The organism is Cellulosimicrobium sp. 22598, from assembly GCF_052044445.1.
Taxonomy (GTDB): Bacteria; Actinomycetota; Actinomycetes; order Actinomycetales; family Cellulomonadaceae; genus Cellulosimicrobium; species Cellulosimicrobium cellulans_G.
The window spans coordinates 80,057-103,026 of sequence record NZ_JBQEMZ010000017.1; the positions used below are offsets into that span (position 1 = coordinate 80,057).

Sequence of the window (22,970 nt, forward strand, 5' to 3'; positions counted from 1 at the left end):
CACGAGGTGTCCACCGGGACGGGGCGCGCGACGTGTCGGACCCGTCGTGTCGGTCCCCCGTGGGAGGGTGCCGCCATGGACACCTCGGGATGGTTGCTCTTCGCGGTCGGCCTCGTGCTGGGGCTCGTCGGCGGCGCCGCGCTCGTCCTCACCGTGCGGCGCGCGTCGCCCGACGCCGCCGCGGCGGAGGTCCGCCGCCTCACCCAGCTCCTGGGTCAGGCACAGCAGGAGGCCGCGCGCGGCGCGGGGCTGGCGGAGCGGCTCGAGGCCGAGCGCGAGGGCTTCGTGCGCCAGCTCGGCGCGGCGCAGCGCAGCGCGGACGAGCGCCTCGACCTCGCGCGGGCGACGCACGAGCAGCAGCTCGCCGAGCTGCGGGCCGCGGCCGAGCGCCGCGTCGAGGAGGTCCAGGGCGACCACCGCCGGCTCGAGGCGCAGTTCGAGGCGCTCTCGCGCAAGGTGCTGGCCGCGGGCACGGAGCAGTTCCTCGTCCAGGCGGAGGAGCGCCTGCTCAGGAGCCAGGAGCAGGGCGCGGCGGAGCTGGAGCGCCGCGAGGAGGCGGTGCGCCACCTCGTGGAGCCGCTCGCGGGTGCGCTCGAGAAGGTGCGCGCCGAGGTCGCGGAGGCCGAGCGTGCGCGGCTCGCGGCGCACGGCAGCCTCGCCGAGCAGGTGCGGGGGGTCCGCGACGCGTCGGAGCTGCTGCGCGCCGAGACGTCGCAGCTCGTCACCGCGCTGCGGTCGTCGCAGGTGCGCGGCGCGTGGGGCGAGCTGCAGCTCCGCCGCGTGGTCGAGGCGGCCGGGATGCTCCCCCACGTCGACTTCGTGGAGCAGGACCAGGTCACGACCGACGACGGCGCGCTGCGACCCGACATGGTGGTACGCCTCGCCGGGGGCAAGCAGGTCGTCGTCGACGCCAAGGTCGCGTTCCTCGGCTATCTCGACGCGCAGGGCGCCACCGACCCCGCGGTGCGCGCCGACCGGCTCGCCGCGCACGCTCGCCACATGCGCAAGCACGTCGACGACCTCGGGGCCAAGCGCTACTGGGACCAGTTCGGCCCGGCGCCCGAGTTCGTCGTCATGTTCGTGCCCGCGGAGTCGTTCCTCTCGGCGGCCGTCGAGCAGGACCCGTCGCTCCTCGAGCACGCGGTGTCGAAGAACGTCGTCATCGCCACGCCCATGACGATGGTCGCCATGCTGCGGACCATCGCGTACGCGTGGCGCCAGGACGCGCTCGCCACCAACGCCCAGCAGGTGCTCACGCTCGGCAAGGAGCTGCACGGTCGCCTCGCCGTCATGGGGTCGCACCTCGCGAAGCTCGGACGCCAGCTCCAGAGCGCCGCGGACTCCTACAACCGGACGGTCGGCTCGCTCGAGACGCGCGTGCTCGTCAGCGCGCGCCGGTTCGCGGACCTGCACGTCGTGGACGACGACCTCACGACGCCGCCGACGGTGAACCCGCGGCTCAGCGCGGTGAGCGCGCCCGAGCTGCTCGCGTCCGTGAACGAGTCCGTGGTCGCGATCGACGAGCGCCCCGAGGACCGTGAGGACTCCCGTCGGGAGCCGTCAGCCGGCGGGGCGAGCGCCTGACGGCCCGCCCGGAACCGTCGGCTGCAGGCGACCCCGCCGTCAGACGGGCTGGACGGAGAGCGAGGTGCGGCCACCGCGGGCGGGACGACCGCCGTCGGAGCCCGACGACGTGAGGTCCGCGCGCAGCTCGCGCGGCAGCGAGAACATGAGGTCCTCCGTCGCGGTGCGGACCTCCTCGACCTCACCGAACCCGCGCTCCGCGAGGTACGCGAGGACGTCGTCCACGAGGATCTCGGGCACCGACGCGCCCGACGTCACCCCGACGGTCGTCGCGCCGTCGAGCCAGGCCGGGTCGATCTCCTTCGCCCGGTCGACGCGGTAGGACGCACCGGCACCCGCCTGGAGCGCGACCTCGACGAGGCGCACCGAGTTCGACGAGTTCGCCGAGCCGACGACGATGACGACGTCGGCGTCCGGTGCGAGCTTCTTCACCGCGACCTGGCGGTTCTGCGTCGCGTAGCAGATGTCGTCGCTCGGCGGGTCCTGGAGCGTCGGGAACCTCTCCCGCAGCCGGCGGACCGTCTCCATGGTCTCGTCGACCGACAGCGTGGTCTGCGAGATCCACACGACCTTGTCGGGGTCGCGGACCACGACGTCGTCGACGTGGTCGGGCGAGTCGACGACCTGGACGTGGTCCGGCGCCTCGCCGGCCGTGCCCTCGACCTCCTCGTGCCCCGTGTGGCCGATGAGGAGGATGTCGTAGTCGTCCTTGGCGAAGCGCACGGCCTCCTTGTGGACCTTGGTCACGAGCGGGCACGTGGCGTCGATCGTGTCGAGGTTGCGCGCCGCCGCGGCCGCCTTGACCGCGGGCGAGACGCCGTGCGCCGAGAACACGACGCGCGCGCCCTCGGGCACCTCGTCGGTCTCGTCGACGAAGACCGCGCCGCGCTCGCTCAGCGTCTCGACGACGAACTTGTTGTGCACGATCTCCTTGCGCACGTACACCGGAGCGCCGTAGTGCTCGAGCGCCTTCTCGACCGCGACGACGGCACGGTCCACACCCGCGCAGTAGCCGCGGGGCGCGGCGAGCAGGACGCGCTTGCGCGGCGCGACGCTCGGCAGGACCGCCTCCGACGGGACGGCGGGGCGGTCGGACGGGTGCGCGGACGAGCCGGCGGGAAGGTCGCTCACGCCTCGAGTCTAGGCGAGCGCCCGCGCGCCGACCCCGGTGAGGCCCGTCACCCGTCGCCCGTGCCCGCACTCCTCCCGCCCTCGTCACAGCACCGCCGCCGGTGCTCCACCGTCCCTCCCCCGCGTCCGCGCGAGGACGCCGGAGCGCCGAGACGGATCTCACCCGCGCGGGACGGCCCTCCCGGTCGCCGGACCTCCGGGCGGCCGTGAGGATCGAGGGATGGCCGACGACCTCGACCCGACCGACCCCGAGACTCCCGCCGCCGCCGACCCGGGCGAGTCCGCGGGAACCACCGACCCCGCCGGACCTGCCGAGCCCGGGCGGAGGAGGCGGCGCACGTGGTGGTGGCTCGTGCCCGGCGTCGCGGTCGTGGTGGCAGGCGCGCTGGTCCTCGCGGCGTCGGTGGAGCACGACCGGTGGGTCGCGTCCGTCGACCGGTACCACGCCGACGTCGAGCAGGCCGAGCACGACGCCGCGACCGCCCGTGCCGCGGCGGAGGCGGCGTACGTGCCCCGCCTCGCCGCGCTCGCCGTCGCGGACGTGGTCGGCGGCGCCGTGCTGACGCAGAGCGACGGCCAGGTCGCGGACGCCGCCGTGCGGGACCCGCTGGCAGCCGCGCTGCCGGACGCCGCGACGCTCCTCGGGACGCCCGTCGAGTACCCGGTCGAGGTCCGCACGGTCGACGCGCTCTCGCGCCCGAACCCGTTCTTCCCCCGCGATCTGCCGGAGCGGCGGTTCGAGGTCGTCACGGGGTCCGCTCCGTCTCCGGAGGAGCTCGACGACGCGACGTCGGCGGTCGCCGTGGCGACGCACGACGTCGCGACGGCGTGGCAGCAGTGGGCCTACGACGGGCTGGAGGACGCCGTGACGGAGGGGCGCCCCGTGCTCGCGGAGTCGGCGGGGCTCGTCTCGGACGAGGCGCACCGCACGGCGCTCGACACCGCGCTCGCCGCCGCCGGCACGACGCTCGACGCCGGGGTGGGCGGCGCACCCGTCGCCGAGACGGTGGCACAGCGGGACGCCGTGCTCGCCGCCACGGAGGCGGTGTGGAGCGACCGGCTGGCGCTGACGCTGCAGCAGCGCCGCGAGCTGGGACGCGCGCAGGGCGTGGACTGCGCGGTCGACCGGTGCGTCGCGCTGACGTTCGACGACGGGCCCGGCGCGGACACCGAGCGGCTGCTGCGGACGCTCGCCGAGAAGCACGTCACCGCGACGTTCTTCCTCGTCGGGACCAACGTCGAGAAGCGCCCCGACGTGGTGCGGGACACGGCCGCCGCGGGGCACCTGCTCGCGAACCACACGTGGGACCACCCCCAGCTCACGACGCTCGACGACGACGAGGTGCGCGCCGAGCTCGAGCGCACCCAGGAGGCGATCACCACGGCGTCCGGCGCGACGCCGACGTTCTTGCGCCCGCCCTACGGCGACGTCGACGACCGTGTCCGGTCGATCGCGACCCGCACGGGGCTGCAGGTGATCCTCTGGAACCTGGACACGCTCGACTGGAAGACCAAGGACGCCGCCGAGACCCGACGGCGCGCCGTCGAGGGCGCCCGGCCGGGGAGCGTCGTCCTCATGCACGACATCCACGCCACGACGGTCGACGCCGTGCCCGGCATCATCGACGACCTGCGCGCCCAGGGGTACCGGCTCGTGACGGTCGACCTGCTCGCCCCGTGAGCGACCGCGCGTCCCCCGCGCCGCACGCGTCGACCGGTGGGCGCGCCGGGTGGACGTGGGTGGGGTACGGCAGGCTGGACCCGTGACCGCCTCGCTCCCCCCGCCCGACGACGTCCCCCGGTCGGGCGCGTCCGCGCGGGGCTCCCGGCCCGGGGACCGTGGCCCGCTCCCGGCGCGCGCGCTCGAGACGAGCGCGGAGCACCCGTGGCCGGTGCGTCTCCTCGCCCGCAAGATCGAGCAGTACGTGGAGCGGATGGCCCCTGTGTGGGTCGAGGGCCAGGTCGTGCAGCTCAACCGGAGGCCGGGGACGTCGACCGCCTTCCTCACGCTGCGCGACACGGACCTGGACATGTCCCTGCCCGTGTCCGCGGCCACGCGCGTCCTGGACGGCACGCCGCTCGCGGAGGGCGCGCACGTCGTCGTGCACGCCAAGCCGGTCTTCTGGGCGCGGCGCGGCTCGCTCCAGCTCCAGGCGCGCGAGATCCGCCCGGTCGGCGTCGGCGACCTGCTCGCGCGCATCGAGCACCTCAAGCGCGTCCTCGCCGCCGAGGGGCTGTTCGACGCCGACCGCAAGCGGCCGCTGCCGTTCCTGCCGAAGGTCGTCGGGCTGGTGTGCGGCCGGGAGTCCAAGGCCGAGCACGACGTGGTGGTCAACGCGCGCGCCCGCTGGCCCCGGGTCCGGTTCGAGATCCGGGAGGTCGCGGTCCAGGGGGCGCACGCCGTCCAGCAGGTGGGCGACGCGATCCGCGCGCTGGACGCCGACCCGGACGTCGAGGTGATCGTCGTCGCGCGCGGCGGCGGCGCGGTGGAGGACCTGCTGCCGTTCTCGAACGAGGCCCTCGTCCGGCTCGCGGCGGCGTGCCGGACCCCGCTCGTCAGCGCGATCGGGCACGAGACGGACAGCCCGCTCCTCGACCTCGTGGCGGACTACCGCGCGTCCACGCCGACGGCCGCCGCGCGGCGCGTCGTCCCGGACGTCGCGGAGGAGCGGGCCCGCCTGGTCCAGGGGCGCCACCGGCTGCGTACGGCGATCGCGGGGCGCGTGGCACGCGAGCAGGCCCTGCTCGACGGCCTCCGGTCCCGCCCGGTCCTGGCCGCGCCCCACACGATGCTCGCCGACCACGCCGAGCGCGTGGCCGCGCTGCGCGACCGCGCACGACGAGCTCTCGACACGCGGCTCGTGCGCGCCTCGGGCGAGGTGGGCCGGTTGGAGGCCCAGGTCCGCGCCCTGTCGCCGGCGTCGACGCTCGAGCGGGGGTACGCCGTCGTGCAGCGGGCGGACGGACACGTGGTCCGCTCCCCCGACGACGTCGCGGTGGGAGACGTGGTCCGCGTGCGGCTCGCCCGTGGCGGGCTCGACGCGGCGGTGGCCGCCACGCACGACGGCGACCCCCCGCACACCGGCGGGCCCTCGCCCGACGTCCCCCGGGGCGCGCCGTGAGGCGCCTCCCGCGCCCCGCGGCGGCCGGTTCCCGGACGCCCGTTCCGACCACGACGCACAGATGGGGTTGAATACTGCCGTGAGTTCCTTTGACAACGCTGTCACGACCGACGTCGCGACGCTCTCGTACGAGCAGGCGCGCGACGAGCTCGTGCAGGTCGTCGCGCGGCTCGAGGCCGGCGGCGAGCCCCTCGAGGCCTCGCTCGCGCTCTGGGAGCGCGGCGAGGCGCTGGCAGCGCGCTGCCAGGAGTGGCTCGACGGTGCGCGGGCCCGGCTCGACGCCGCACGCTCCCAGGACGCGGGAGGCACGCACGACGAGTCCGACGAGACCCCCGACGACACCACCGGAGACGACTGATGAGCACCTCCCCCGCCGCCCCCGCGACCGACGGCGCCCCGGAGCGCCACGAGCACGTGCTCGTGGTCGGTGAGGCGTTGATCGACGTGGTGCACCGCGCCGACGGCAGCGTCGACGAGCACCCCGGTGGCAGCCTGGCGAACGTCGCGCTGACCCTCGGGCGCCTCGGGCGCGACGCGCGTCTGGCCACGTGGGTCGCGCCCGACGCGCACGGGGACGCGATCCGGGCCTGGCTCGACGACTCCGCCGTGACCCTCACCCCCGGCAGCACCGGGGCCGGTTCCACGAGCGTCGCCACCGCCCACCTCGACGCCCAGGGCGCGGCCAGCTACGAGTTCGACCTGGAGTGGCGCGTCCCGGCCGGCACCGCCCCGGGCACCGGCACGCTCGCCGTGCACACGGGCTCGATCGCCGCGGTCCTGGAGCCCGGCGCGTCCGACGTGCGCGCCCTGGTCGCCGCCGCGCGCGACACCGCGACGATCACCTACGACCCCAACGCCCGCCCCGCGCTCATGGGCGACCCCGCCGACGCCCGCGCCCGGATCGAGGCGCTCGTCGCGCTCGCCGACGTCGTCAAGGTCAGCGACGAGGACCTCGCCTGGCTCGCGCCCGGGACGGACCCCGTCGCGGTCGCGCGCGACTGGCTCGCGCTCGGCCCCGCGCTCGTCGTCGTCACCTACGGCGGCGAGGGCGCCCTCGCCCTGACCGCGGCAGGCGAGCAGCGCGTCACGGCCCCGCGGGTCGAGGTCGTGGACACCGTCGGCGCGGGCGACTCCTTCATGGGCGCGCTCCTGGACGGGCTCTGGGACGCCGGCCTGCTCGGCGCCGACCGCCGCGACGCCCTGCGCGCCGTCGACACCGCCACGCTCACCCGCCTCCTCGAGCGCTGCGCCGCCGTCGCCGCCGTCACCGTCTCGCGCGCCGGCGCCAACCCACCGCGCCGCACCGAGCTCACGACCGCCTGAGCCGGTCCCGGCGCGTGTCGGCCGCCCGGGCAGGTCGCCCGGGCGGCCGGCACGGCACCTCAGACCTGGGCGTCCTGCTTCTGGGCTCGCTCCAGCGACCGCTTGCGGTCCTCGGCGTTCTCCTCCTCGATGCGGTCCGCCTCGGCGTCGTCGCGCGTGAGGTTCTCGCTCGTCTCGGGGTCGAAGATCATCATCTTCGTCGGGTCGAACCACAGCTCCGTCGTGTCGCCGTCGCGCACGCGCGACGCGGAGTCCAGGGCGACGACGAACTGGCTGCGCAGTCCCTCGCCGTCGAGCTCGCGGTCCAGCTCCTCGAGCTGGCCCTTCACGGACTCGTGCATGTCGAACGGCACGTACGCGTAGAGCTCCGCCCCGAGCCACTCCGTGACGTCGATCTGGATCTCGAACGTGTGGCCGCGGTCCTTCTTGGACGGGTCCACGAGCCGCGCGTCCTCGAAGTGCTCGGGCCGCAGCCCCACGATGACGAGGCTCCGGTCGCCCACGACCGACGCGACGTTCTCCGGCATGTCGAACTCGCCGAACGGCAGCGTGATCCGCCCGCCCGACACCTCGCCCGGCAGGAAGTTCATGGGCGGCGTGCCGATGAACCCCGCCACGAACAGGTTGACGGGCTGCTCGTAGAGCCCGCGCGGGCTCGCGACCTGCTGGAGGACGCCGCGGCGCAGCACCGCGACGCGGTCGCCGAGCGTCATGGCCTCGGTCTGGTCGTGGGTGACGTAGACGGTCGTCGTGCCGAGGCGCCGCTGGAGCCGGGCGATCTCCGTGCGTGTCTGCCCGCGCAGCTTGGCGTCGAGGTTGGACAGGGGCTCGTCGAAGAGGAACGCCTTCGCGTCGCGCACGATCGCGCGCCCCATCGCGACGCGCTGGCGCTGGCCGCCGGACAGGTTCGCGGGCTTGCGGTCCAGGTGCTCGCGGAGGTCGAGCATGTCGGCCGCGCGCTCGACCTTCTCGCGGATCTCCTCCTCGCTGTGCTTGCCCTTGGCGAGGCGCAGCGGGAAGGCGATGTTCTCCGCGACCGTGAGGTGCGGGTACAGCGCGTAGTTCTGGAACACCATCGCGAGGTCGCGCTCGCGCGGCGCCTTCTCGTTGACGCGCGTGCCGTCGATGTCGAGCTCGCCCGAGGTGATGTCCTCGAGCCCGACGATCATGCGCAGGACCGTCGACTTCCCCGAGCCGGACGGGCCGACGAGGATGACGAACTCGCCGTCGGCGATGTCGAGGTTCACGCGGTCCACCGCGAGGAACCCGTCGCCGTAGCGCTTGACGATGTCCTTGAGGGTGATCGACGCCATCAGCTCTCTCCTCGGGTTCGGCGTGCGGCACGGTGCCCGACGACGCGGGCGGGGCGCGGCGGTGCCGCGGCGGGCAGCGGGGTCGGCTGCCGGGTGGTCCCCCGGCGATCGGTCGTGCTCATCCCTTCACCGCCCCCTGGGTCAGGCCGGAGACGATCTGACGCTGGAAGAGCACGACGAGGACGACGACCGGGATCGTCACCACGACGGCCGCCGCGGAGATCGCGCCGGTCGGCTCCTCGAAGTACGACGCCCCCGTGAAGAACGCGAGCGCCGCCGGGACGGGACGGGCCGCGCTCGTCGACGTGAGCGAGATGCCGTAGACGAAGTCGTTCCAGGCGATGAAGAAGGCGATGAGCGCCGTCGTGAAGACGCCCGGCGCGGCGAGCGGGACGATCGCCTTGCGGAACGCCTGCCACGGCGTCGCGCCGTCGACCTGGGCCGCCTGCTCGAGCTCCCACGGGATCTGCCGGAAGAACGCGGCGAGCGTCCAGATGGAGATCGGGAGCGTGAGCGACAGGTACGGGATGATGAGGCCCAGCCACGTGTCGTACAGGCCGATGTTGCGCCAGAGGTTGAACAGCGGCGTGACGATCGAGACGACCGGGAAGATCGAGACGCCGAGCGCCGTCGTGAGGATGAGGCGCTTGCCCGGGAAGTTCAGGCGCGCGATGGCGTACGCGCACAGCGTGGCGAGCACGACGGCGATGAGGGTCGCGATGAGCGAGATGCCGATGGAGTTGCGCAGCGCCGACAGGAACAGCTCCTGCGCCGAACCGCCCGAGGCGAGGATCTGCTCGTAGTTCGCGGTGCTCCACTGCGGCGGCAGGAAGGTCCCGGAGTTGATGTCGCTGGGCCCCTTGAAGCTCGTCATGAAGATCGACAGGACGGGGAACAGCGCCCCGACGAGGACGACGACCGTGATGACGGCCCACCAGATCTTGGCCCGGGTGCTGAGGACGCTGCCCATCACTTCTCCCCCCTCGCGCCGGCGAGATCCACCTTGAAGAGCTTGATCGCGACGAAGCAGATGAGCACGACGCACAGGAACAGCAGCACGGAGATCGCCGAGCCCATGCCGATCTGGAGCTGGCCGATCGAGGTCCGGTACGCGAGCAGCGAGAGCACCTCGGTGCCGTTGGCCCCGTTCGTCATGATGAAGACGTTGTCGAAGATGCGGAACGCGTCGAGAGCGCGGAACAGGACGGCGACCATGATCGCGGCCTTCATGTTCGGCACGATGACCCGCGTGAACCGCTGCCACGCGGTCGCGCCGTCGACCTTGGCGGCCTCCTCGAGGTCGCCCGGCACCTGCGCGAGTCCGGCGAGCAGGAGGAGGGAGATGAACGGCGTCGTCTTCCAGACCTCGGACATGATGATGACGAACAGGCTCGTGCCCTGCTGCGCGAACCAGTTGAGGTCGGGGCCGATCCCCGGGACCCAGTCGAACCAGTGGTTGACGTACCCGGACGTGATGTCGAACGCGTAGAACCACGCGAACGCCGAGACGACCGTGATGATCCCGTAGGGCACGAGGATCGCGGTGCGCAGGAGCCCGCGCAGGCGCTTGATCGCGCGGTGCATGACGAGCGCGAGCGCGAAGCCGAGGACGAGCTCGACGAGCACCGTGACGACCGTGATGAAGAGCGTGACGCCGAGGTCTCGCCACCACACCGAGTCCGTGAGGATCACGACGTAGTTGTTGAGCCCGACGAACGCGCGGTCGTCCGGGGCGGTGAGCTTGTAGTTGAAGAGCGAGTCGTAGACCGCCTGGAGGATCGGGTACAGCGTCACGGCGAGCATGACGACGAACGCCGGTCCGGCGAGGTACCACCCGAGGCGCGCCTCGGCGCGGGCCCGGTCGCTGCGCGCGGCCTTCGCGGCGGCGTCGGGCGCGCCGCGGGCGTCGTCCCGGTGCTCGCGGCGCAACTCCGGGGCGCGACGCGTCGGCGCGTCGTCGGTGGTGGTCGACGGCGTGGAGGCGTGCCGGCCGCGGGGTGCGGGCTCGGCGGGAGGTCCGGCGTTCACAGGAGTCGCTCCCCTCGCAGGACGGCGGTGATGAACTCGGTGGACTGCTGCGGGGTCGTGTCGGGGTCGACCGACGCCGGCGGGTACCACGTCTGCTGCAGGCCCGTGGAGACCTCGTTGTAGAACGGCGTCTGCGGTCGCGGCGCGGCCTGGTCGAGCGAGTCGCGGATGACGTCGTACATGGGGAAGGCCTTCTGGACGTCGGGGTCGTCGTAGGCCTTGATGCTCGCCGCGGGGTTCCCGTTGGTCACGAAGTACTCGGCCTGGTTCTCCGGGCTGACGATGCACTGCGCCGCCTCGTACGCGAGGTCGGTGTGCTTGCCGAACGCCCCGATGCCGAGCGAGATCCCGCCGTACGGCGGGCGGGCGTCCTCGCCCTCGGTGGTCTGCGGGTAGAGGGCCCAGCCGATGTCGTCGAGCAGGGACTGGTCGAGCGACCCCGCGTCGACCGCGCTCTGGGTGGAGGACCAGACGAACGGCCAGTTGACCATGAACGACCCGCGGTCGCCCTGGAACTTCGTCAGGGAGGCCGGCTCGTCCTCGCTCGGCAGCCCCGGACCGCCGACGCCGGACGTGCCGATCTCCCCGATGATGGTCGCCGCGGCCCTGCCCGCGTCGGTGTCGAGGCCGAGCTTCACCTCGTCCGCGGGCGCCTCCGGGTTCTCGAGGATGTGTCCGCCCGCGCCCTCGACGAGCGCGTTGATCCACACCGTCAGCGACTCGGCCTTGGCACCCTGGACCGCGAGGAGCTTGTCCTGGTCCTGCGCGGCCTGCATGATCTGGTCCCACGTGACGGGCTGCGACATGTCGAGCCCCGCGGCCTCGGCGACCGACTTGCGGTACCAGAGGAGCTGCGTGTTGGCCCAGAACGGGATGGCGACCAGCTCGTCCTTCCACGTCGACGCGTCGATCGCGCCCTGCACGACGTCCTGCGTCGTCGCGTCGGCGACGTCGGCGGGCACCGGGGCGAGGAAGTCGGCCTCCGCGAACTCGGCGATGAACACCGGGTCGAGGCTCATGATGTCGATCGACGAGTCCTTCGCCGCGAGGCGGCGGGCGAGCTGCTCGCGCTGCGACGCGGCGTCGCGGGGCAGGAGCTCGGTCTGGATCCGGTACGCGCCCCCGGCGGCCTCCGTGCAGGCCGCGGCGATGTCGGCCTGCCCGCCGTTGTCCGGGTTGATGTACCACGTGAGCACCGGCGTCCCGTCGTCGCCCGGGCCGCACGCGGCGAGCGGCGCCACGAGCCCCGCGGCGACCAGGACGGCGAGTGCTCGGGTGCGTCGGCGCACGTCGGCTCCCCTCGGTCGCGGCTTCCCCCGTCTCCGGGGTGTCACCCTCCATGGCTACACCTCCCGGGCGCGGCCCGCCATGCGAACGGGCACGTCATGAGGGCCGCGCGGTACGCGATGATGGGAGCCATGACCTCTCCCACCCCCGCACCGCCGGCCCGTTCGCTCACCCCCGCCGAGGCGTGGGCGACGCTGCGGTCCGGCAACGACCGCTTCGTCGCCGACGCCCCGCTCCACCCGTCGCAGGGCGCGGACCGACGGCGGGAGACCTCGGCGGCACAGCACCCGCACACGGTGCTGTTCGGGTGCTCGGACTCGCGCGTCGCGGCGGAGATCATCTTCGACCAGGGCCTCGGCGACATGTTCGTCGTGCGCACCGCGGGCCACGTCGTCGACACGACCGTGCTCGGGTCGATCGAGTACGGCGTCGAGATCCTGTCCGCGCCGCTCGTCGTCGTGCTCGGTCACGACTCGTGCGGCGCCGTCGGTGCCGCGGTGGACACGCTGACGACCGGCGCCCAGGCGGACGGGTTCGTCCGGGCCGTCGTCGACCGGGTCATCCCGTCGATCGCGAAGATCACGGGCGCCGGGAACGGCTCGCTCGAGAACCTCGACCCCGCCGTGCTGCGCCGCGAGCACGTGCGCAACACGGTCGACATGCTCCACTCGTACTCCGCCGGCCTCGCGGCCGCGGTCGCGGACGGGCGCTGCGCGATCGTCGGCGTCGAGTACGACTTCGCCGAGGGCCGCGCCCACCTGGTCGACGTCGTGGGCGACGTCGGCGAGGCGCCCCTCGCCGACGCCTGAGACCCCGTCCACGCGTCCGGACGACGCCTCCCGCGACCCGCGTGACCTCGGTCACGCGGGTTGCGGGAGCCCGCGCGCGGTGCGGCAGGATGGCCCCATGACTGCATCTCCCGAGGCCTCCGGCGGCGTCGCCGGCGAGACCGCACCGACGACCGAGTACCGCATCGAGCACGACACCATGGGCGAGGTGCGCGTCCCCGCGCAGGCTCTCTACCGCGCGCAGACGCAGCGCGCCGTGGAGAACTTCCCGATCTCCGGCACCCCGCTCGAGCGCGGCCACATCGAGGCCCTCGCACGCGTGAAGAAGGCCGCGGCCCGGGCGAACGCCGAGCTCGGCGTGCTCGACGAGGACGTCGCCGCCGCCATCGTCGCCGCGGCCGACGAGGTCGCCTCCGGCGCGCACGACGCGCACTTCCCGGTGGACGTCTACCAGACCGGGTCCGGGACGTCGTCGAACATGAACACGAACGAGGTCCTCGCGACGCTCGCCACGCGCTCGCTCGGGCGCGACGTGCACCCGAACGACCACGTGAACGCCTCGCAGTCCTCCAACGACGTGTTCCCGACGTCGGTGCACGTCGCCGCGACCGCCGGGGTCGTGCGGGACCTCGTGCCCGCGCTCGGCCACCTGGCCGACGCGCTCGAGACGAAGTCGGCGGAGTTCGCGACCGTCGTGAAGTCGGGCCGGACGCACCTCATGGACGCGACGCCCGTCACGCTCGGGCAGGAGTTCGGCGGCTACGCCGCGGCGATCCGCTACGGCGTCGAGCGGCTGGAGTCGGCGCTCCCCCGCGCCGCGGAGGTCCCGCTCGGCGGCACCGCCGTCGGTACTGGCATCAACACGCCCGCCGGGTTCCCTCAGCGCGTCATCGCGCTGCTGGTCGAGGACACGGGCCTGCCACTCACGGAGGCCCGCGACCACTTCGAGGCGCAGTCCTCGCGCGACGGCCTCGTCGAGCTCTCGGGCGCGCTGCGCACCATCGCGGTGTCGCTCACCAAGATCTGCAACGACCTGCGCTGGATGGGCTCCGGCCCCAACACGGGCCTCGGCGAGATCTTCATCCCCGACCTCCAGCCGGGCAGCTCGATCATGCCGGGCAAGGTGAACCCGGTGGTCCCCGAGGCCGTGCTCATGGTCGCCGCGCGCGTGATCGGCAACGACGCGACCGTGGCGTGGGCCGGCGCGTCGGGCTCGTTCGAGCTCAACGTGCAGATCCCCGTCATCGCCCAGGGCGTCCTCGAGTCGATCCGCCTCCTCGCGAACGCGTCGCGCGTGCTCGCGGACAAGACCGTCGCGGGCATCACGGCGAACGTCGAGCGCGCGCTCGCGCTCGCCGAGTCCTCGCCGTCGATCGTCACGCCGCTCAACCGCGTGATCGGCTACGAGGCGGCCGCCAAGGTCGCGAAGCACTCCGTCAAGGAGGGCCTCACCGTCCGCCAGGCCGTGATCGACCTCGGCTTCGTCGAGCGCGGCGAGGTCACCGAGGCGCAGCTCGACGAGGCGCTCGACGTGCTGTCGATGACGCGCCCGCCGCAGGCCTGACCCGCCGGACCGACCGTTCCGCCCGAGAGCCGGGCGGGGTGCGCGCGCACCCCGCCCGGCTCTCGCCGTCCGGGCTCTGCAGCGGTCGAGCGCCGCGACCCGCGGTCAGTAGTCGACCGGGTCGAGGCGGCGCAGGACGACGCCGAGCAGCCGTGCGAGCTCGGCACGCTCGTCCGCGTCGAGGTCCGCGAGCGCCGCGCGCTCCCGGTCGAGCTGCTGCGGGAAGACCTCGTCGACGAGCGCGACCCCGTCCCCCGTGAGGGCGACGAGCACGCCGCGCCGGTCGCGCTCGGCGACGGTGCGCTCGACGAGCCCGGCGCGCTCGAGCCGGTCGAGGCGCTTGGTGATGGACGCACCGGGGGCGCCGGTCATCGTGGTCACCTCCCCCGCGCGCAGCGGACGCCCGGCGCGCCGCAGCGCGGCGAGCACGTCGAACTCCGCGCGCGAGACGTCGTGGCGCGCCGCCGAGCGTTCGAGCGCGCCCTCGAGGAGGCCCGCGACGCGGCGCAGCCGCGCCCCGACGGCGGAGGTCGAGGTGTCGAGGTCCGGCCGCTGTTCGGCCCACTCCGCTCGCACGCGGTCCACGTAGTCCACAGGACCAGGATAGGGCGGGCATCACAGTATTTCACTGGTGAAACATTCTGGAACGACCGCTACCCTGGGACGGACATGCCTCTCCTCCCGCCTCTCCCGTCCCCCGCGGTCGCCGCGCTCGCACCCGTGCGCGCCGCGGCGCAGGACGTCCTCGACCCCGCCCACCTGCGTGCCGCCCTCCACGTGAACCCTGCCGACGCGACGCTCGCCGCCGCGCTGCGGTGCGGCGCCGCCGTCGCGCTCGCGATCGCGGTGCCAGGCCTGCTCGGCCGTCCCGACCTCGCTGCGTTCGCCTCGCTCGGCGCCCTGACCTCGCTCTACGGGCGCTACGACCCCTATCGTCGCCGCGCCGCCCTCCTCGCCACGGTGGGGGCTCTGATGACGGGGACGATCGCCCTGTTCACGCTCCTGGCCGTCGTCGGCGCGCCCACGCTCGCGACGACCGCGGCCGTCGCGGCGCTCGCTGCGGGCGCGACGGCGTTCTGCCTCCTCGTCCGGACCGGCCCCCCGGGCGCGACGATCGTCGTCTTCGCCGCCGGGGCGGGCCTCGCCGGATCCCCGGATCTCGGCGACCTCGTTCCCCGCGTGCTCGCCGGCGCGTCCGGCGCGCTCCTCGCGTGGCTCGTCTGCATGGCCGGTGCGCTCGTACGGCCCACAGCGCCCGCGCGTCTCGCCGTCCGGCGCGCCGCCGACGCCGTCACGGTCGCCGCGCGAGAGGCCCCGCCCGGGGCGGGCACGTCGGCGGTCGCCGCGCGAGAGGTCTCACGCGGGGCGGGCGCGTCGGCGGCCGTCGCGCGAGAGGCCTCTCACGGTCGGGACGCCGCCCCCGGCGCGCGGCCGACCGACGCCGCGTCCCCCGTGCCGAGCCGGCACGCCGCCCGCGCGGCACGGCTCGCGGTCGCCCGGGCGCGCGACGTGCTCGCCGACGACGCGTCGTGGCGTCTGCCCCGGGGCGCCGTCCCGGCTCTCGCCCGCGAGCTCGACGAGATCGAGCGGGCGCTCGACGCCCTGGGCGTCCCGCGGGACGACACCGCGGCACCCGTCCGTACCTCGCTCACCGCCCAGGCGCGGTCCCGCGTCCGTGGCCCGTGGCGGCTCGCGACGGCGCGCGTCGGGATCTCCGGGCTCGTCGCCGGCGGTGTCGCCGCGGTCGCCCGCCTCGGGCACGCCGCCTGGGCGACCATGGGCTCGACCGCCGTCCTCCAGGGCGAGTCGGCGCGCCACGCCGTCGTGCGGGCGCTCCAGCGCGGGGCCGGCACCGTCGCGGGCGCGCTGCTCGCGTGGCCGCTGCTCGCCGCGCCGCTCGGGTTCTGGGGGACGGCCGCGGTCGTCGTGGTGCTCCAGACCGTGACCGAGACGATCGTGGGACGCCACTACGGTCTCGCGATGCTCACCATCACGCCCATGGCGCTCCTCATGACGTCGCTCGCACACCCGGCCGACCCGGCCGGGCTCGCGCTCGACCGCGCTCTGGACACGGTCCTGGGCGCCGCCGTCGGAGTCCTCGCGGTGGTCCTCGTCCACCCGCGCACCCGCCCCCGCTCGAGAGAGAACCCCGGTACCGCGAGGTAAAGCTCCGGTACCGCGAGGTAGGGGCCCGGTCATGACCAGGCCTCTACCTCGCGGCGGGTCAGACCTCGATCGACTCGAGCATCTCCGTGACCAGGGCGGCGACGGGCGAGCGCTCGGAGCGCGTGAGCGCCACGTGCGCGAACAGCGGGTGGCCCTTGAGCGCCTCGATGACCGCGGCGACGCCGTCGTGCCGTCCGACGCGCAGGTTGTCGCGCTGCGCGACGTCGTGCGTGAGGACGACGCGCGACGACTGCCCGATGCGCGAGAGCACGGTGAGCAGCACGTTGCGCTCGAGCGACTGGGCCTCGTCGACGATGACGAACGCGTCGTGGAGCGAGCGCCCGCGGATGTGCGTGAGCGGGAGCACCTCGAGCATCTCGCGGTCGATCACCTCGTCGAGCACCTGGGGCGAGACGAGCGCGCCGAGCGTGTCGTAGACGGCCTGCGCCCACGGGTTCATCTTCTCGGCCTCGGAGCCGGGGAGGTAGCCGAGCTCCTGTCCGCCCACCGCGTAGAGCGGGCGGAACACCATGACCTTGCGGTGCTGCCGGCGCTCCATCACCGCCTCGAGACCCGCGCACAGCGCGAGCGCCGACTTGCCCGTCCCCGCCCGGCCACCGAGCGACACGATCCCGACGGACTCGTCGAGGAGCAGGTCGATCGCGACACGCTGCTCGGCCGAGCGACCGTGCAGCCCGAAGAGCTCGCGGTCCCCGCGCACGAGCTGCACGTGCTTGTCGGCGGTGACGCGCCCGAGCGCGGACCCGCGCGGGGAGTGCACGACGAGCCCCGTGTGGCAGTGCAGCGGCCCGGCGGCCTCGACGACCTCCGGGTCGAGGCTCGTGAGCTCGACGGACTCGTGCTCCCAGAGCGACGCCGCCTCGGCGTCCGTGAAGGAGATCTCCCCCATGCCCGTCCAACCGGAGTCGACGGCGAGCTCGTGGCGGTACTCCTCCGCGCGCAGCCCCACCGCCGACGCCTTGACCCGCATCGGCAGGTCCTTGGACACGACCGTCACGTCGTGCCCCTCCGCCGCGAGGTTCGCGGCGACCGACAGGATGCGCGTGTCGTTGTCGCCCAGCCGGAAGCCGGCGGGGAGGACGTCCGGGTCGGTGTGGTTGAGCTCGACGCGCAGGGTCCCGCCCACGTCGCCGACCGGGATCGGGGCGTCGAGACGGCCGTGCCTGACGCGCAGGTCGTCGAGCATGCGCAGCGCGCTGCGGGCGAAGTACCCCAACTCCGCGTGGTGGCGCTTGGCCTCCAGCTCGGTGATGACGACGACCGGGAGGACGACGTCGTGCTCGGCGAACCGCCCGATCGCGCGGGGGTCGCTCAGCAGGACCGAGGTGTCGACGACGAACGTGCGACGCGCGTCGTCTCGCGCGTCGTCCTGCGGGGTGGGGGTGGTGGGTGAGGTGCGGACCACGAGGGCTCCCCTCCGGCGCGCGGGCGCCGTTCTCTCTCTGGGCGAGGCAGGCGACCGGCCGTCGGGCCGTGGGTGCCACGGCTCAGCAGCGCCGGTGCCGGCCCTCCTGAGCGGAGCGTGAACCCCATCAGCTGGCCTCCCGGAGGACGGCGGTGGTGCCGTCCGTCCCCTCGAAACTACGCCCGTGTGATTCGGCTCACCACCCCCGACACACCTCCGGGGCGAGGTTTAACCCTCCGTTCACGGGATCGTGCGGGTGCGTGCTCCACGAGATCGGCCCGAGCGTCCGAGATCGACCCTCGGGGGGCCGATCTCGCGACGCACGGGCCGATCTCGCGGGTCAGTGCTCGACGTGCTTCGGCGCCATCGCGATCGCGCACACGAAGCCGAGGACCAGGACCGCGGCGGTGACCGCGAGCGTCTGCCCGACGGCGGTCGCGAATCCCTGGTGGAAGGCGGCGGTGGCGGCGTCGGTCACCTGGCGCGCGACGTCGTCGGGCACCCCGGGCGGGAGGTCGAATGACCCGCCCGCGCCGCCCTGCAGGGAGCCGGCGTTCGCGAACCCGTCGACGAACTGCTGGCGGAACTGCTCGGGGAGGGAGGCCGCCGCGTCCTGCGCGGCGGCAGGGAGGGTGACGGCGAGGCGCGCGGTGAGCGTCGCGACGATCGCCGCCGAGCCGATGACGCCGCCCACCTGGCGCGTGGTGTTGAACGCGCCCGCCCCGGCGCCCGCGGTGCGGTGGTCGAGGCCCGACGTCGCGAGGTTGGCGAGCGGCGAGAACACGCAGCCGGTACCGATGCCGAACAGCGTCATCGGGAGCACGATCGTCGCGACCGACACCCCCGGCCCGACGACGGCGGCGAGCCACCCGATCGCGACCGCGAGGACGCCGAACCCGGTCGCCACGACCCACTTGGCGGGCACCTTGTCCGACAGGCGACCGGCGAGCGGGGCCACGATCCCGGAGACGAGCGACCCGGGCAGGTTGACGAGGGCGGCGTGCAGCGGCGAGAGCCCGAGGATGGACTGCAGGAAGATCGTCAGCGGGAAGAAGATCCCGATCATCGCGAACGAGACGGACATGCCCGCGACGTTCGCGAGCGAGAAGTTGCGGGAGCGGAAGAGCTTGAGGGGCAGCAGCGCGCCGTCGCCGAGGTGGCGCTGCCACAGGACGAAGCCCACGAGCACGAGCAGCCCGGCACCGATGACGCCCCAGACCGTGATCGGCCCGGTGATGGTGCCCCAGTCGTACGTCTCGCCCTCCTGGAGGCCGAAGACGACCGCGAACAGGCCGACGACCGAGAGCACGACGCCGAGGACGTCGAACGAGCGCTTGTTCGTCGCGAGGCGCGGCAGGCGCGTGAGCGCGAACCACAGCGCGACGACGCCGACCGGCACGTTGACGAAGAAGATCCACTCCCAGCCCCACGACTCGACGAACACGCCGCCGAGCAGCGGTCCGGCGATCGTCGCGACGCCGGCGGTCGCGCCCCACAGGCCCATGGCCGCACCGCGCTGCCGCGGCGGGAAGACGCGCGTGATCATCGCCATGGTCTGCGGCGTCATGAGCGCCGCGCCGACGCCCTGGACCACGCGCGCGGCGATGAGCATGCCGATCGAGCCCGAGAGTCCGCACCACGCGGACGCGAGCGTGAAGACCGCGAGCCCGACTACGAACACGGGCTTGGGGCCGTAGCGGTCCCCGAGCCGCCCGGCGAGCAGGAGCAGCACGGCGTAGGAGAGCAGGTAGGCGCTGTTCACCCAGCCGACCGCGACGAGCGACGCGTCGAGCTCGGTCTGGAGCGTCGGGACGGCGATGTTCACGATCGTGGTGTCGACCATGATCATGAAGAAGCCGAGGATGAGCGGCGGCAGGATGCTCCAGGCGCTGCGGCCGTGGAGGTCGACGAGGGGCACGACGCGCGAGCCGGCGTCGGCGGGCGCCGAGGCCGTGCTCGGGCTGCTGCCCGGGGCGGGAGTGGTCACGAGGTCTCCTGAGGTGAGGTCGTGCGGGGGAAGCGGAACGTGGGCGCGGGCTGGTCGGTCCAGCTCAGCGCGCCCGACTCGAGGTCGGCGACCGTCGCGTCGAGCCACGCGATCTCGGCCGCGACCTGGTGGAGCTGGAACGACGCGTCGAGCAGGTAGCGCCGGGGCAGCCCGCGCGCGACGACGCCGTCGAGGTGCTCGCGCACCCCGTCCGTCGCGGCCGCGAGCGCTGCCCGGCGCTCCCGCAGGAGGGCGAGGGCGTCGTCGAGCGGGAGGTCGTGCACGAGCGCGAGCCCCACCGGGAACGCCGGGTACTCGGGCGGCGTCTCGCGGACGAGGTCACGCGTGCGGTCGTGGTGCGCGGCGACGCCCGCGTCGGTGATGGCGTAGACGGTGCGCTCGGGCCGGTTGCCGTCGCGGTCGACGCCCGCGCGCTCGACGAGGCCGTCGCGCTCGAGCCGGTCGACCGCGTGGTAGACGGCGCCCGGGTTGAGCCGGACGAGCCGGTCGTCGCGCCGCTTGCGCAGGCGCACGAGCATCTCGTACGGGTGCATGGGCTGGTCGAGCAGCACGGCGAGCACGAGGGTCGCCGTCGGGCTGAGGCGCGGTGCGGGCACGGTCGTCTCCGGGACGGGTAGCGCGGCGGGGTTCGCAGGCGGGGGCTGCGTGCGTCGTGCGTCGCGCGACGTCGGCCCCGGGCCAAGAAGTCCGTAAGGAATATTCCGCATGGAATATACGCCTCGACGCGGCGGGGTGTCGACCCGGGACGGTTCGCGCAGTCGTGACCCGCCGCGTAGGTTCACGACACATGAGCGTCCTCGACCTGCTCGACCTCGACGCGACCGCCCTCGCCCACGCGCTCCGGACCGGCGACGCGTCCCCGACCGAGGTGCTCGACGCGACGCTCGACGCCGCCGCGGGCGTCGGCGCGGAGGTCGGCGCCTTCACCGTGCTCACGCCGGACCTCGCGCGCACGCAGGCGCTCGCCGCGGAGTCCGCGCTCGTCGCGGCACGCCGCGCGGGCGCGCCCGTCGCCGGGTCCGCGGAGCCGGGCGCGCTGCCGCCGTTCCTCGGCGTCCCGTGCCCGGTCAAGGACCTCACCATGGTGGAGGGCGTGCCTCTCCGCGCCGGGTCGGCCGCGATCGACCCGTTCCCGGCGCCTCATGACGACGGCGTGGCGACCCTCCTGCGCGCCGCGGGCACCGTCATGGTCGGCAAGACGACCACTCCCGAGCTCGGGCTCCCCTGCTACACCGAGCCCGACGTCGGGCCCACGGCCCGCACGCCGTGGGACCTCGCGCGGTCCGCGGGCGGGTCGAGCGGCGGCGCCGCGGCCGCGGTCGCGGCACGCGTCGTCGCCGTCGCGCACGGGAGCGACGGCGGCGGATCGCTGCGCATCCCGGCGAGCGCGTGCGGGCTGGTCGGGCTCAAGCCGTCGCGCGGGCTCGTGAGCCCCGGGCCGTACGGGGTCGACGGCGCGGGGCTCGCCACGCACGGCGTCCTCACCCGGTCGGTGCGCGACGCTGCGGCGTTCCTCGACGTCCTCGCGCGACCGTGGCCGGGCGACACCTTCACGGCGCGCCTCGCGGCCGCGTCCGGCGCGCGGCGGCTCCGGGTCGGGCTCCTGCTCGACCCCGTGATCGCCGCCGACGCCCCCGTGCACCCGGCGTGCGCCGACGCCGCCCGCGCGACCGCGGCGCTCCTCGCCGGGCTCGGGCACGACGTCGTCGAGATCCCCCCTCCGTTCGGCGCCGAGCGCTGGGACGCGTTCGCCGCCCTGTGGTCGGTCGGCGCGCTCCAGGCCCCCGTCCCGCCGGACCGCGAGCACCTGCTCGTCCCGCTCACGCGATGGCTCCGCGAGCGCGGGCGCGGCGTGAGCGGGCTCGCGTACGCGACCGCGCTCGCCGGGGTGCAGCAGCTCACCCGGGAGGTCGCCGCCGCCTGGGCCGGGGTCGACGTCGTGCTCTCCCCCACGCTCGCCCAGCCACCCGCGCTCGTCGGCAGCCAGCGGATGGACGACGACCCGGCCGCCGACTTCGCCGCGCAGACCGCGTTCACCCCCTGGACGAGCGTGTGGAACCTCACCGGCCGGCCCGCGATCTCGCTCCCGCTCGGCGAGGCACGCGTGACCGACCCCGACGGGTCCACGGCGACGGTCCCCGTGGGCGTGATGCTCGGCGCCGACCACGGCGACGACGCGCTCCTCCTCGACCTCGCCGCCCGCCTCGAGGAGGCCGCGCCGTGGTCCCACCGACGACCGGGGGCGTCATCGTGACCGCCTACGTCGCGCTGCTGTTCGCCGTGAACGTGGGCGGGCGCAAGGTCCCGTCCACCGCGCTGCGCGAGCTCGCGGGCGAGCTCGGGTTCGCGCACGCCCGCACGGTCGTCAACAGCGGCAACCTCGTCGTCGCGCCCGGGACCTCCGGCGCGTCCCGGCCCGACGACGTCGCGCGTCTCCTCCACGACGCCGTCGCCGAACGCTTCGGCGTCGATGCCGCCGTCGCCGTGCTCACGACCGAGCGGCTCCGCAAGATCGTCCGCGGCAACCCCCTCCCCGACGACGCGGAGGAACGCCCCGCTGCGCTCCTCGTCCTCGTGGGCGAGACACCGGTCGACCCGGACGGCGCGACCACGATCCAGGCCCGGGGCGGGACCGAGCGAGCCGTCGTCGCGAACGGCGTCCTCTACGTCGCCTACCCCGACGGGATCGGCCGCTCGAAGCTCACGACGTCGGTCCTGACCAAGGCCGCCGGGACCCCGGTGACGGGCCGCAACTGGAACACCCTGACCCGCCTCCTCGCCCTCGCCGAGGACACCCCCACCTGACCGCTCCCGCCGAGCTAGAGCCGCGGTCACGCGAGGTAGTGCCCCGGTTGGCCGAGGTAGACCCGTGGTCGGCCGAGGCAGAGCCATGGTCGGCGAGGTAGAGCTGTGGTTCGGTGAGGTGGCATGGTCGGGTCACAAGCCCGCGGGGTCAGGTCCGCGGCGCGGGTGGGCTCGGTGCTCGGGGCTGCGGCGCCGTCACCCCGGTCTGTCGAGCGTGGGTTCTAGGAGCGCCGCTCTGACGCCCCTTCGCATCCGAGCCCACCCCCACCGCTCGGCTGTCGGCCCACCATGGCCCGGCGACCGGCGACCGGGGACCGGGGACCGGGGACCGGGGACCGGCGACCGGCCGACCAGGCGACCTTGGCTCGTCCGGCACTCATGACGAGCCGAGACCACCTGCTCGGCGTGGCGTCGTGCGGCCCGGG

At 74.4% G+C, this 22,970-nt stretch carries 19 protein-coding genes; 10 read left to right on the forward strand and 9 right to left on the reverse strand.

Translation table 11 applies throughout. The features are described 5' to 3' along the window. Nucleotides 1–75: 75 nt before the first annotated feature. A complete protein-coding gene (gene rmuC / locus ACTJIY_RS16995; RefSeq protein WP_440674761.1) occupies nucleotides 76–1,584 on the forward strand; it encodes a DNA recombination protein RmuC in 1,509 nt (502 codons plus the stop codon). Nucleotides 1,585–1,623: 39 nt separating this feature from the next. On the opposite strand, the gene ACTJIY_RS17000 is transcribed toward rmuC, so the two are convergent. Then, complete coding sequence (locus ACTJIY_RS17000; protein WP_353709592.1) at nucleotides 1,624–2,646, reverse strand: 4-hydroxy-3-methylbut-2-enyl diphosphate reductase; 1,023 nt, start codon at nucleotides 2,644–2,646, stop codon at nucleotides 1,624–1,626. A gap of 289 nt (nucleotides 2,647–2,935) precedes the next feature. Here ACTJIY_RS17000 and ACTJIY_RS17005 point away from each other — a divergent pair, with 289 nt between their 5' ends. The 4 genes from ACTJIY_RS17005 (at nucleotide 2,936) to ACTJIY_RS17020 (ending at nucleotide 7,160) form a co-directional block, all read left to right on the forward strand. Further along, the gene (locus tag ACTJIY_RS17005) at nucleotides 2,936–4,396 is read left to right on the forward strand and encodes a polysaccharide deacetylase family protein (RefSeq protein ID WP_440674760.1); all 1,461 of its coding nucleotides are present in this window, start codon (nucleotides 2,936–2,938) and stop codon (nucleotides 4,394–4,396) included. A gap of 82 nt (nucleotides 4,397–4,478) precedes the next feature. Next, nucleotides 4,479–5,837 (forward strand): exodeoxyribonuclease VII large subunit, encoded by a 1,359-nt coding sequence (xseA, locus tag ACTJIY_RS17010; RefSeq protein ID WP_440674759.1) that lies wholly within the window; start codon nucleotides 4,479–4,481, stop codon nucleotides 5,835–5,837. 61 nt (nucleotides 5,838–5,898) lie between these two features. After that, nucleotides 5,899–6,195, forward strand: coding sequence for an exodeoxyribonuclease VII small subunit (locus tag ACTJIY_RS17015; protein ID WP_374614446.1), 297 nt, complete (start codon nucleotides 5,899–5,901; stop codon nucleotides 6,193–6,195). After that, a complete protein-coding gene (locus ACTJIY_RS17020; RefSeq protein WP_440674758.1) occupies nucleotides 6,195–7,160 on the forward strand; it encodes a carbohydrate kinase family protein in 966 nt (321 codons plus the stop codon). Before ACTJIY_RS17015 ends, ACTJIY_RS17020 begins: the two co-directional genes overlap by 1 nt. 59 nt (nucleotides 7,161–7,219) lie before the next feature. Here ACTJIY_RS17020 and ACTJIY_RS17025 read toward each other — a convergent pair whose 3' ends face one another. The 4 genes from ACTJIY_RS17025 to ACTJIY_RS17040 form a co-directional block, all read right to left on the reverse strand. Further along, nucleotides 7,220–8,473 carry an ABC transporter ATP-binding protein gene (locus tag ACTJIY_RS17025; protein ID WP_253051042.1) on the reverse strand — a complete coding sequence of 418 codons (1,254 nt, stop codon included), beginning with the start codon at nucleotides 8,471–8,473 and terminating at the stop codon, nucleotides 7,220–7,222. A gap of 118 nt (nucleotides 8,474–8,591) precedes the next feature. After that, nucleotides 8,592–9,443, reverse strand: a complete 852-nt coding sequence (locus ACTJIY_RS17030) for a carbohydrate ABC transporter permease (protein WP_353707965.1) — start codon at nucleotides 9,441–9,443, stop codon at nucleotides 8,592–8,594. Continuing rightward, nucleotides 9,443–10,402, reverse strand: a complete 960-nt coding sequence (locus tag ACTJIY_RS17035; RefSeq protein WP_440674807.1) for a carbohydrate ABC transporter permease — start codon at nucleotides 10,400–10,402, stop codon at nucleotides 9,443–9,445. Before ACTJIY_RS17035 ends, ACTJIY_RS17030 begins: the two co-directional genes overlap by 1 nt. Before the next feature lie 95 nt (nucleotides 10,403–10,497). Beyond that, on the reverse strand, nucleotides 10,498–11,790 hold the full coding sequence (locus ACTJIY_RS17040) for a sugar ABC transporter substrate-binding protein (RefSeq protein WP_440674757.1): 1,293 nt from the start codon (nucleotides 11,788–11,790) through the stop codon (nucleotides 10,498–10,500). Nucleotides 11,791–11,919: 129 nt separating this feature from the next. Here ACTJIY_RS17040 and ACTJIY_RS17045 point away from each other — a divergent pair, with 129 nt between their 5' ends. Together ACTJIY_RS17045 and ACTJIY_RS17050 are read left to right on the forward strand one after the other, a co-directional pair. After that, complete coding sequence (locus ACTJIY_RS17045) at nucleotides 11,920–12,597, forward strand: carbonic anhydrase (RefSeq protein ID WP_353707962.1); 678 nt, start codon at nucleotides 11,920–11,922, stop codon at nucleotides 12,595–12,597. Between the two features lie 97 nt (nucleotides 12,598–12,694). Beyond that, the gene (locus ACTJIY_RS17050; protein WP_440674756.1) at nucleotides 12,695–14,140 is read left to right on the forward strand and encodes a class II fumarate hydratase; all 1,446 of its coding nucleotides are present in this window, start codon (nucleotides 12,695–12,697) and stop codon (nucleotides 14,138–14,140) included. 105 nt (nucleotides 14,141–14,245) lie between these two features. On the opposite strand, the gene ACTJIY_RS17055 is transcribed toward ACTJIY_RS17050, so the two are convergent. Continuing rightward, nucleotides 14,246–14,734: a MarR family winged helix-turn-helix transcriptional regulator gene (locus ACTJIY_RS17055; RefSeq protein WP_253051036.1), complete on the reverse strand. Its 489-nt coding sequence runs from the start codon at nucleotides 14,732–14,734 to the stop codon at nucleotides 14,246–14,248. Nucleotides 14,735–14,809: 75 nt separating this feature from the next. Between ACTJIY_RS17055 and ACTJIY_RS17060 the strand changes: the two genes are divergently transcribed. Beyond that, nucleotides 14,810–16,306 carry an FUSC family protein gene (locus ACTJIY_RS17060; RefSeq protein WP_440674755.1) on the forward strand — a complete coding sequence of 499 codons (1,497 nt, stop codon included), beginning with the start codon at nucleotides 14,810–14,812 and terminating at the stop codon, nucleotides 16,304–16,306. Nucleotides 16,307–16,364: 58 nt separating this feature from the next. Here the strand turns inward: ACTJIY_RS17060 and ACTJIY_RS17065 are convergent, their stop codons facing one another. The 3 genes from ACTJIY_RS17065 to ACTJIY_RS17075 form a co-directional block, all read right to left on the reverse strand. Next, nucleotides 16,365–17,732 (reverse strand): PhoH family protein, encoded by a 1,368-nt coding sequence (locus ACTJIY_RS17065; protein ID WP_440674754.1) that lies wholly within the window; start codon nucleotides 17,730–17,732, stop codon nucleotides 16,365–16,367. 340 nt (nucleotides 17,733–18,072) lie between these two features. Then, a complete protein-coding gene (locus tag ACTJIY_RS17070) occupies nucleotides 18,073–19,581 on the reverse strand; it encodes a DHA2 family efflux MFS transporter permease subunit (protein WP_440674806.1) in 1,509 nt (502 codons plus the stop codon). A 134-nt stretch (nucleotides 19,582–19,715) separates the two neighbouring features. After that, entirely contained in the window at nucleotides 19,716–20,336 is a 621-nt protein-coding gene (locus tag ACTJIY_RS17075) for a PadR family transcriptional regulator (RefSeq protein WP_253051033.1), read from the reverse strand. Nucleotides 20,337–20,527: 191 nt separating this feature from the next. On the opposite strand from ACTJIY_RS17075, the gene ACTJIY_RS17080 reads away from it, so the two are divergent. Beyond that, nucleotides 20,528–21,994, forward strand: coding sequence for an amidase (locus ACTJIY_RS17080; protein WP_353707959.1), 1,467 nt, complete (start codon nucleotides 20,528–20,530; stop codon nucleotides 21,992–21,994). Continuing rightward, entirely contained in the window at nucleotides 21,961–22,545 is a 585-nt protein-coding gene (locus tag ACTJIY_RS17085; RefSeq protein ID WP_440674753.1) for a DUF1697 domain-containing protein, read from the forward strand. The genes ACTJIY_RS17080 and ACTJIY_RS17085 overlap by 34 nt, the downstream gene beginning before the upstream one ends. Nucleotides 22,546–22,970: the final 425 nt, after the last annotated feature.